This window comes from Tardiphaga sp. (assembly GCF_028290785.1).
Taxonomy (GTDB): Bacteria; Pseudomonadota; Alphaproteobacteria; order Rhizobiales; family Xanthobacteraceae; genus Tardiphaga.
In genome coordinates this window covers 1-7816 of the sequence record NZ_JAQGJD010000071.1, presented here as the reverse complement: position 1 = coordinate 7816, position 7816 = coordinate 1, and the positions used below count along the sequence as shown (strand labels likewise).

The following is a 7816-nucleotide window of genomic DNA, read 5'->3' as shown; positions in this document are numbered from 1 at the left end:
TCCTTCAGGCCCATGTTGAGGCCCTGGCCGGCGATCGGGTGAATCACATGGGCGGCGTCGCCGATCAGCGCGAGACGCTCGCCGATGAAGGAGCGCGCCACGAAATAGCCGAGCGGAAACGCCCGCGGCCGGTCGAGCGGCTTCACCTCGCCGAGGTGCAGGCCGAAGCGCTGCTCCAGTTCGGCGTGGAATTCGTCCTCCGGCAAGGCCACGATGCGCGCGGCCTCGGCGCGTTTCTCGGTCCATACCAGCGATGAACGCTGGCCCGTGAGGGGCAGGATCGCGAACGGGCCGGCGGGCAGAAAGTGTTCTTCGGCACGGCCCTGATGGTCGCGCTCGTGGCCGACGGTGACGACGATGCCGGACTGGTCGTAGTCCCAGCCGTGGGTATTGATGCCCGCGCGCTCGCGCAGCTTCGAGCGCGCGCCGTCGGCTGCGACCAGCAGGCCGGCCTCGATGACATCGCCGTCGCCCAGCGTGACGCTGATCCCGTCGGGCCGCGACGCGAAGGTGGTGACCGCGGTGGCGCGCAGGTCGATCCCCTCGGCCTCGGCGCGCTTGACCAGCTCGTCGATCAGCAGCCGGTTCTCGACCATATGCGCGAACGGCTCTCCGGGCTCGATGTTGCCGGCAAAGGTCAGGAACACCGGCCGGGTGGCGTCTTCCAGTTTCGAGTCGGTCACAACCATGTCGAGGATCGGCTGCGCCTGCGCGGCCACCGAATCCCAGACGCCGATGGCATCGAACAGCCGCCGGCAGGCGGCAACAATGGCGGTGGCGCGCTGGTCGCGGCTCGGCCGCACTCCCAGCGCGGGATCGGCGACGATGATCGGCAGGTCAGGGCCCAGACCCTGGCGCAGGGCCAGCGCCAGCGCCAGCCCGGCGAACGCTCCGCCGCCGATGACAATACCTCGTCGTGCCGCCATGATGTCTCTTACCCGCTGTTGCCACGCGCTTATAGCTGGGCGAAACAGGAACGCGAAACAAGGCCGAACCGAGACCTCGATCCCGGTCAATCCGGCCCGATGGCGACCACCGCGCACCGAAAGACCTCCGATGTCCAAGAGCCTGATCGACCTGCTCGACATTCTCGACCTCGAGACCATCGAGGTGAACATGTTTCGCGGTCGCAGCCCGAAGACTAGATGGCAGCGGGTGTTCGGCGGCCAGGTGATCGGCCAGGCCATGGTGGCGTCGTGCCGCACCGTCGAGGGCCGCTTTCCGCATTCGCTGCACTGCTATTTCATCCTGCCGGGCGATCCGCAGATCCCGATCATCTATGAGGTCGAGCGGCTGCGCGACGGCAAGAGCTACTCGACCCGCAGGGTCACCGCGATCCAGCACGGCCAGGCGATCTTCTCGATGATGGTGTCGTTTCATGCCGAGGAGGCGGATTCGTTCAACCATCAGGACCGCATGCCCGACGTGCCGCCGCCGGAGAAACTGACCGCGGAAGAGCTGGCCAAGCACCCCACCATCGTGATGCCCGACTTCATCCGGCGCTATTACGAATCCGATCGGCCGATCGAGCTGCGGCCGGTCGAATTCCAGCGTTATTTCGGCACCGCGATTCCCGACGGCCGGATCAACATCTGGATCCGCACCGCCGCCAAGCTGCCGGACGATCCGGCGCTGCACATGTGCGCGCTGGCCTATGCCTCCGACTTCTCGCTACTGGATTCGGTGATGGCGCGCTACGGCCGTACGCTGTTCGACGGCCGGGTGATGGCGGCCAGCCTCGACCACGCGATGTGGTTTCACCGCCCGTTCCGCGCCGACGAATGGCTGCTGTACAGCCAGGATTCGCCGAGCGCGCAGGGCGGCCGCGGCCTTGCACGCGGGCTGATCTTCAAGCCCGATGGCACGCTGGTGGCTTCGGTGGCGCAGGAAGGCTCGATGCGCGAGCGCCGCGAAAAGCCGGTGACATAACAGTGGTCAACCGCCGCCGGGGGCGAAAACCGCCCTTCGGCCGCGCCGGTTGACCGGGGACTAATGCGCCCCGAGCGTCGCCCGTATGGTACCGACCTGGCTGGCCGTGACTGCCGTCGCCTGGTTGGTCCAACCACTCCGCACAAACGAGGCGAGATCCGCGACTTCCTGATCTGACAGCCGATAGGCGAAGCCCGGCATCGGCAAAATCGACGGGCTGCGCGACGTCGATGGCGTGGCCGCCCCGCCAAGAATGGTACGGATCAAACCGGTCGGGCTTTCGGCATTGACGATCGACGCGCCGTCGAGCGACGGAAACACTCGTGCTGCGCCCTGGCCGCCGACGAAATGGCAGGCATTGCAGTTGTCCAGATAGAGCCGCTCGCCCGGCGTCAGATCGCGCGCGGCGGAAAGTTTCGCCGTCGTCGCTGCGGTCTTGCCGGCTGTAGCGGTGGTCGATGCGGTCCTGGCGGCGATGCCTTTCAGATAGATGGCGATCGCCCGCAGGTCCGGGTCGGTCAGATAGGACAGGCTGTGCTCGACGGCGGGCTTCATCTCGCCACCGACAGCGGCATGGGCGTTGCGTCCGGTGCCAAGATAATCGACGATCTCGGCTTCGCTCCATGTCACAAAACCCTTGCTGGCCGCCGTGCTGCCCCGTAGCGAGGGCACCGGCCATCCGTTGAGCTCGCCGCCGGTCAGGAACGACGCGCTCGACGCGTCGGATCCGTTTTCCTGCATGGCGATGCCGCGGGGCGTGTGGCAACTGCCACAATGCCCCAGGCCTTCGACCAGGTAGGCCCCGCGGTTGAACTCGGCCGAGGCCTTGGGATCCGGCTGGAAGCGCCTGGTGTCGGCGAACGCCGCGTTCCACAGCACCATGCCCCAGCGCTGGCTGAACGGAAAATGCAGGACGGTTTTGGCAGGTACGTCAGCCGCCGGCGCGACGCCTTTCATGAAGTAGGCGTACAGCGCGTGAACATCTTCGTCCGTGACGTTGCTGTACGATGAGTACGGCATGGCCGGATAAAGATGGGCGCCGTCGCTGCGAATGCCGTCGCGCAGTGCTGCGGAGAACTGCGCCTCGGTATAGGCGCCGATACCATGGTTGCGGTCCGGCGTGATGTTGGTCGAGACGATCCGCCCGACGTCGCTGTCGATCACCAGGCCACCCGCAAAGGGCTTGCCGCCAGGAGCCGTGTGGCAAGCCACGCAATCGCCCGCGCGCGCGAGATAGGCGCCCTTGGCGATCTGGGCTGTATCGGCATCTGGCTGCTGGGCATGTGCCGGCAAGGCGTAGAACACGGAAGCGGCGAGCACCGCGCCCGCAGCGAAGGAAGTATATTTCATCACGGTGACTTTCACGCGGCCACCAACGGACCGGGCTTCTTGATATATTGCTCCGTGATCGCCTTGACCGAATAGTAGCTGAGGGCGCCGAGCATGTCGGTTGGGTTAGCCTGGAAATTCTGCGGGAAGGCATTGCCGCCAGGGACGAACACGTTGTGCACGTCCCAGCTCTGCAGGTATTTGTTGATCGCAGAATCTTTCGGCGTGTCGCCCATGACAGCGCCTCCGACATTGTGCGTGGAGATGTAGGAAGTGGTGTCCCAGTGCGCGTCGGGCTTCAGGAAACTTTCCGTGTAGCTGTCGGGGCCAAGCTCCTTGACGATGGCCAGAACCTTGTCGCGCAAGAACTGCTGCAGCTTCAGCTCGTTCTGTTTCCAGTCGAACGTCATGCGCAGCAACGGCTGGCCGTAGGGGTCCTTGTAGGTGGGATCGAGGTCGAGATAGTTGTCGCGATACGACATGCAGGTCGTGGTGATGCTGATCTTCATGGAATGGCCGTACCAGTCCTTGATCCCCTTCTTCCAGCCGGCACCCCAGCTCGGCGTCCCTGCCGGCAACGACATGCCGATCGGCGCACCGCCGGCCTGCGAGGAATGCAGCTTGGCGCCGCCGATAAAACCGAACGGCGCGGCGTCGAAGGTGCCCGGCGAGAAGTCGTTGATCATCTGGCCGGTCGGGCCGGCGGAGACGAAGGGGTTGAAATTCTTGTCCTTGAAGAACAGCGTGGCGTTGCCATTGCTGAGGAATGCGTAGTTGCGGCCGACAACACCCTCGCCCGTCGCGGGATCGTAGGGCGCACCGATACCCGACTGCAGCATCAGGCGGACATTGTTGAACTGGAAGCTGGCCAGGATGACGATGTTGGCGGGCTGGAAAACCTCCTGCCCTTTGTCATCGATGTAGGTCACGCCCTTGGCGGTCTTGCGGTCATCGTGCAGATCCACGCGAATGACGTGGGAGTCGGTGCGGTAGGAGAAGTTGGGCATTCGCTTGACGGCATCGAGGATGGTCGTTTGCGGCGACGCCTTGGAGTAGTTCAGGCAGAAATAGTCGCTGCAAAATCCACAGTAATTACATGGCGCAAGCTGCACGCCATAGGGATTGGTCCAGGGGCCGGACACCGCAGCGGAGGGGTTGGGAAACGGGTGGTAGCCCATCTTCTTCGCCACGCCCGCGAACATCGTGGTGTTCAGCGTGTCCTGCAGCGGTGGCATCGGATACGGATTTGAACGCGGCCCCTCGAACGGGTCACCGCCTGGCTGGATCTGACCACGCAGGTTTCCGGTGGCGCCCGACGCGCCACAGACCTTTTCGAAAAAATCGAAATGCGGCTCGAGCTCGTCATAGCTGACGGGGAAATCCTGGATCTGCAGGTCGTCCTGCAACTGGCCGGGCTTATAGGCCTGATCGGCGAAGGTCTTCAATTTCAGATCGGTCGGCGTCGGCCGGATCAGTACCGCCGTCCAGTGCACGCCCGCGCCGCCGACGCCATCGCCCGGCTTGAACGCGCCCCAGCGCCGCGTCGGCAGCGCCGTCTGGCTGCGATCATGGCGCACGGTCAGCGCCGCCTTACTGGCCTTGGCAAACACTTTCTGGCGAACCGAATAGCCCAGCTGGTCGGCCGGCTTCGGATAGACGTGCTCGGCGTTGGTCCGCTCCGGACCGCTCTCCAGGGCGCGCACCTTGAGGCCGGCTTTGGCGAGTTCGATGCTCATGATCGACCCGGTCCAGCCGAGTCCGACGATCACCGCGTCCACCGCATCATTCACAATAGTCATAGATCATCTCAAAGGTCGGCGCCGTCCGGTGCGGATCGGCCACGGGAATGGAAATCAGGCGCGTTCGCCAAGAACGCTGACGGGGCCAAGCGGATACTTGACATTGTGCTGCCCGATCCACTCCAGGAAGCTCGCCCGGGCGCCAGGGAAACCAATCATCTTCCAGGCTTCCATGCCGCGGTTACCGCCATACATCGGGTCGGACAGATAGCCTTCCTGGGTGTTGGTCAGCAGGAAGCCGAAGAATGCCGATGCCTTCAGGACCGGTTCTTCAAACGCCGCAAAGTCGATCTGATTGCGCTGCAGCTTGGTCAGCACGTCGTCTCGGGTTTTTGCATCGAGATCCGTGAAGGGCTTCTGGTAGGTCTGCCGGGCGTAGGCATCGACCGCGCGAATCCCGCGGCGGTACAATTCCTGCGGGGTATAGGGCAGCTGGTAGCCCATCAGCGCGGGCGCGTTAGGATCGAACGGCCCCTGCATGTACCAATTGTCGGCCTTGCCGTAGGAGCCATTCAATTCCTGATCGATGAAGACCGGGACGTTGGCTTCGAGCGCGCCCGGCCCGACATCGTCTGCCGGAATCAGCCTGTCGCAGGCGGCAAGGATGAAACGCCACTCGTCGTTGGCGAAGAACACCGGCTGGTAGCTTTCGATCGCAGGCGCCGCCAGTCGCGCGGCCTCCGCGGCGCCGAGGAAGCGCATGCCGATCGCTGCCACCGGCAGCGCGAAAACCGAGCCCATAAGAAACGCACGACGCGACGCGCCGTTTGGAACAGCCATGATAGTCCTTGGTGATGATTTGCTTTTGGTCCCGGCCTGATGCGGCGGACGCGGCAACCTAGTTTGCCGGCTCGCCGATGTCGATTGATTCTAAGCGCATGGCGGATCAGCGTTCGCAAACGTCTGTGCGCGCTTCGGGTGCATCGATCGCAGCGTTACGCCACCGCTTACTGCGGCTGGCACGTCGATGCAGAATATTGGGTGCGAGATCTGACATTCCGCTTATTTATTGCGCCTGATGCCGCTAAGAGTGGCATAAGTTCTTCCGTCTGATCCGCAAAATCCACCAACCCGAAGGCTGTCCATGAAGCTCGTTGTTGCGATTATCAAGCCGTTCAAGCTCGATGAAGTCCGCGAAGCCCTGACCGCCATCGGCGTGCATGGCATGACCGTCACCGAGGTGAAGGGCTATGGCCGACAGAAGGGCCATACCGAGATGTATCGCGGCGCCGAATATGTGGTGAACTTCCTGCCCAAGCTGCGGCTCGAAATCGCGGTGTCGTCCGACCTCGTTGACAAGGCGGTCGAGGTCATTTCATCCGGCGCCCGCACCGGCCAGATCGGCGACGGCAAGATCTTCGTGACCCCGATCGACCATGCGGTCCGGATCCGCACCGGCGAGACCGACAGCGACGCGCTGTAGGCGAGCCGGGTCTTCGCCCCGGTCGTACTAACGCTGGCGCCGGTACTTTTATCCGTCGTCAGTTGTGCCGGCGCGATTCTCGCGTTTTGGTTGGAAGGCCTCCAGATTGCGCAATTTAGCCGCGTGCGCTATCGTTTTGCGCACCGGGATACCTTTTGCCTGCCTGCCTCATAAGCACGAATATGTCGATAGCCTGTCATGCTTTTGTTTTGAGCAGTATTGACTAGTGTTTGGGCGCGACCGAATAGCGCACTTGGGTGCCCTGCAGCAAAAAACCGAAAAGCTGGGGATTCATAACCCGTTAGAGAATTCCACCGATCTGGCACGGCATTTGATTCTACCAGGGCTGGCTGTGCCCGCGTAGTGAACTTCTCCGCGTGGTGACCCTCAGTCGAGATCGCCCGACCGCATTTTTCGGCCGGGCCCAAGCGGGGATAGGACCCATGAAAATTGTTATGGCGATCATCAAGCCATTCAAGCTTGAGGAAGTCCGTGATGCCCTGACCGCCATTGGCGTTCATGGTTTGACGGTGACGGAAGTCAAAGGCTATGGCCGGCAGAAGGGCCACACGGAAATTTATCGCGGCGCAGAATATGCGGTGAGCTTCCTACCCAAGATCAAGATCGAGGTGGCTGTCGCCTCGGACCAGGTCGACAAAACCATCGAAGCCATCACCACCGCGGCCAAGACCGGCCAGATCGGCGACGGCAAGATCTTCGTCATCAACCTCGACCATGCGGTCCGCATCCGCACCGGCGAGGCCGATGCCGCAGCCCTCTGATCCCGCGCTCACCCACATTCAATCAGGAGTCGAACACATGACGTTTAAGCGTCCCTCTGGCGCGGGATTGGCGGCACTCGCCGTCGGCCTGTTCGCCGCAACGGCGGCCTATGCCGATCCGACGGTCAACAAAGGCGACAACGCCTGGATGATGACATCGACAGTGCTGGTGCTGTTGATGACCGTCCCCGGCCTCGCGCTGTTCTACGGCGGTCTGGTCCGCTCCAAGAACATGCTCTCGGTGCTGATGCAGGTTCTCTACACGGCCTGCATCGTGATGATCATCTGGGCCCTGTACGGCTACAGCATCACCTTCACCGGCGGTTCGGCCTACATCGGCGGCTTTTCGAAGGCGTTCCTCGCCGGCGTCACGCCTGACTCGATGGCAGCTTCGTTCACCGCGGACGCCAACATCTCGGAGCTGGTTTACTTCTGCTTCCAGATGACCTTCGCCGCCATCACCCCGGGCCTGATCGTCGGCGCCTTCGCCGAACGCACCAAGTTCGCGGCGATCGCCCTGTTTATCCCGCTCTGGGTGACGCTGATCTACTTCC

7 protein-coding genes and 1 pseudogene are annotated in these 7816 nt (G+C 63.1%); 4 read left to right on the top strand and 4 right to left on the bottom strand.

Annotated features, from left to right (window positions below):
* The coding region (locus JWR89_RS04090) for an FAD-dependent monooxygenase (RefSeq protein ID WP_299712084.1) at positions 1-926 on the bottom strand (926 nt) is incomplete at its 3' end.
* 130 nt (positions 927-1056) lie between these two features.
* On the opposite strand from JWR89_RS04090, the gene tesB reads away from it, so the two are divergent.
* The gene (tesB, locus tag JWR89_RS04085) at positions 1057-1929 is read left to right on the top strand and encodes an acyl-CoA thioesterase II (RefSeq protein ID WP_299712083.1); all 873 of its coding nucleotides are present in this window, start codon (positions 1057-1059) and stop codon (positions 1927-1929) included.
* Positions 1930-1989: 60 nt separating this feature from the next.
* On the opposite strand, the gene JWR89_RS04080 is transcribed toward tesB, so the two are convergent.
* Genes JWR89_RS04080 through JWR89_RS04070 form a run of 3 tightly spaced genes read right to left on the bottom strand, consistent with a single transcriptional unit; the run spans position 1990 to position 5837 of the window.
* On the bottom strand, positions 1990-3279 hold the full coding sequence (locus JWR89_RS04080) for a cytochrome c (RefSeq protein WP_299712081.1): 1290 nt from the start codon (positions 3277-3279) through the stop codon (positions 1990-1992).
* Positions 3280-3290: 11 nt separating this feature from the next.
* Positions 3291-5057 (bottom strand): GMC family oxidoreductase, encoded by a 1767-nt coding sequence (locus JWR89_RS04075; protein WP_299712079.1) that lies wholly within the window; start codon positions 5055-5057, stop codon positions 3291-3293.
* 54 nt (positions 5058-5111) lie between these two features.
* The gene (locus JWR89_RS04070) at positions 5112-5837 is read right to left on the bottom strand and encodes a gluconate 2-dehydrogenase subunit 3 family protein (protein ID WP_299712078.1); all 726 of its coding nucleotides are present in this window, start codon (positions 5835-5837) and stop codon (positions 5112-5114) included.
* Positions 5838-6141: 304 nt separating this feature from the next.
* On the opposite strand from JWR89_RS04070, the gene JWR89_RS04065 reads away from it, so the two are divergent.
* The 3 genes and pseudogenes from JWR89_RS04065 to JWR89_RS04055 form a co-directional block, all read left to right on the top strand.
* Positions 6142-6480, top strand: coding sequence for a P-II family nitrogen regulator (locus tag JWR89_RS04065; RefSeq protein WP_299712076.1), 339 nt, complete (start codon positions 6142-6144; stop codon positions 6478-6480).
* 443 nt (positions 6481-6923) lie between these two features.
* On the top strand, positions 6924-7262 hold the full coding sequence (locus tag JWR89_RS04060; protein ID WP_068730208.1) for a P-II family nitrogen regulator: 339 nt from the start codon (positions 6924-6926) through the stop codon (positions 7260-7262).
* A 37-nt stretch (positions 7263-7299) separates the two neighbouring features.
* A pseudogene (locus JWR89_RS04055) lies at positions 7300-7816 on the top strand (ammonia channel protein); the annotation flags it as partial.

What these genes read in the sequence shown, in the direction of transcription:
- JWR89_RS04060 (WP_068730208.1), top strand. Translation starts at nt 6,924, where the DNA reads ATGAAAATTGTTATGGCGATCATCAAGCCATTCAAGCTTGAGGAAGTC.
- JWR89_RS04075 (WP_299712079.1), bottom strand. Translation starts at nt 5,057, where the DNA reads ATGACTATTGTGAATGATGCGGTGGACGCGGTGATCGTCGGACTCGGC.
- JWR89_RS04065 (WP_299712076.1), top strand. Translation starts at nt 6,142, where the DNA reads ATGAAGCTCGTTGTTGCGATTATCAAGCCGTTCAAGCTCGATGAAGTC.
- JWR89_RS04080 (WP_299712081.1), bottom strand. Translation starts at nt 3,279, where the DNA reads ATGAAATATACTTCCTTCGCTGCGGGCGCGGTGCTCGCCGCTTCCGTG.
- tesB (WP_299712083.1), top strand. Translation starts at nt 1,057, where the DNA reads ATGTCCAAGAGCCTGATCGACCTGCTCGACATTCTCGACCTCGAGACC.
- JWR89_RS04070 (WP_299712078.1), bottom strand. Translation starts at nt 5,837, where the DNA reads ATGGCTGTTCCAAACGGCGCGTCGCGTCGTGCGTTTCTTATGGGCTCG.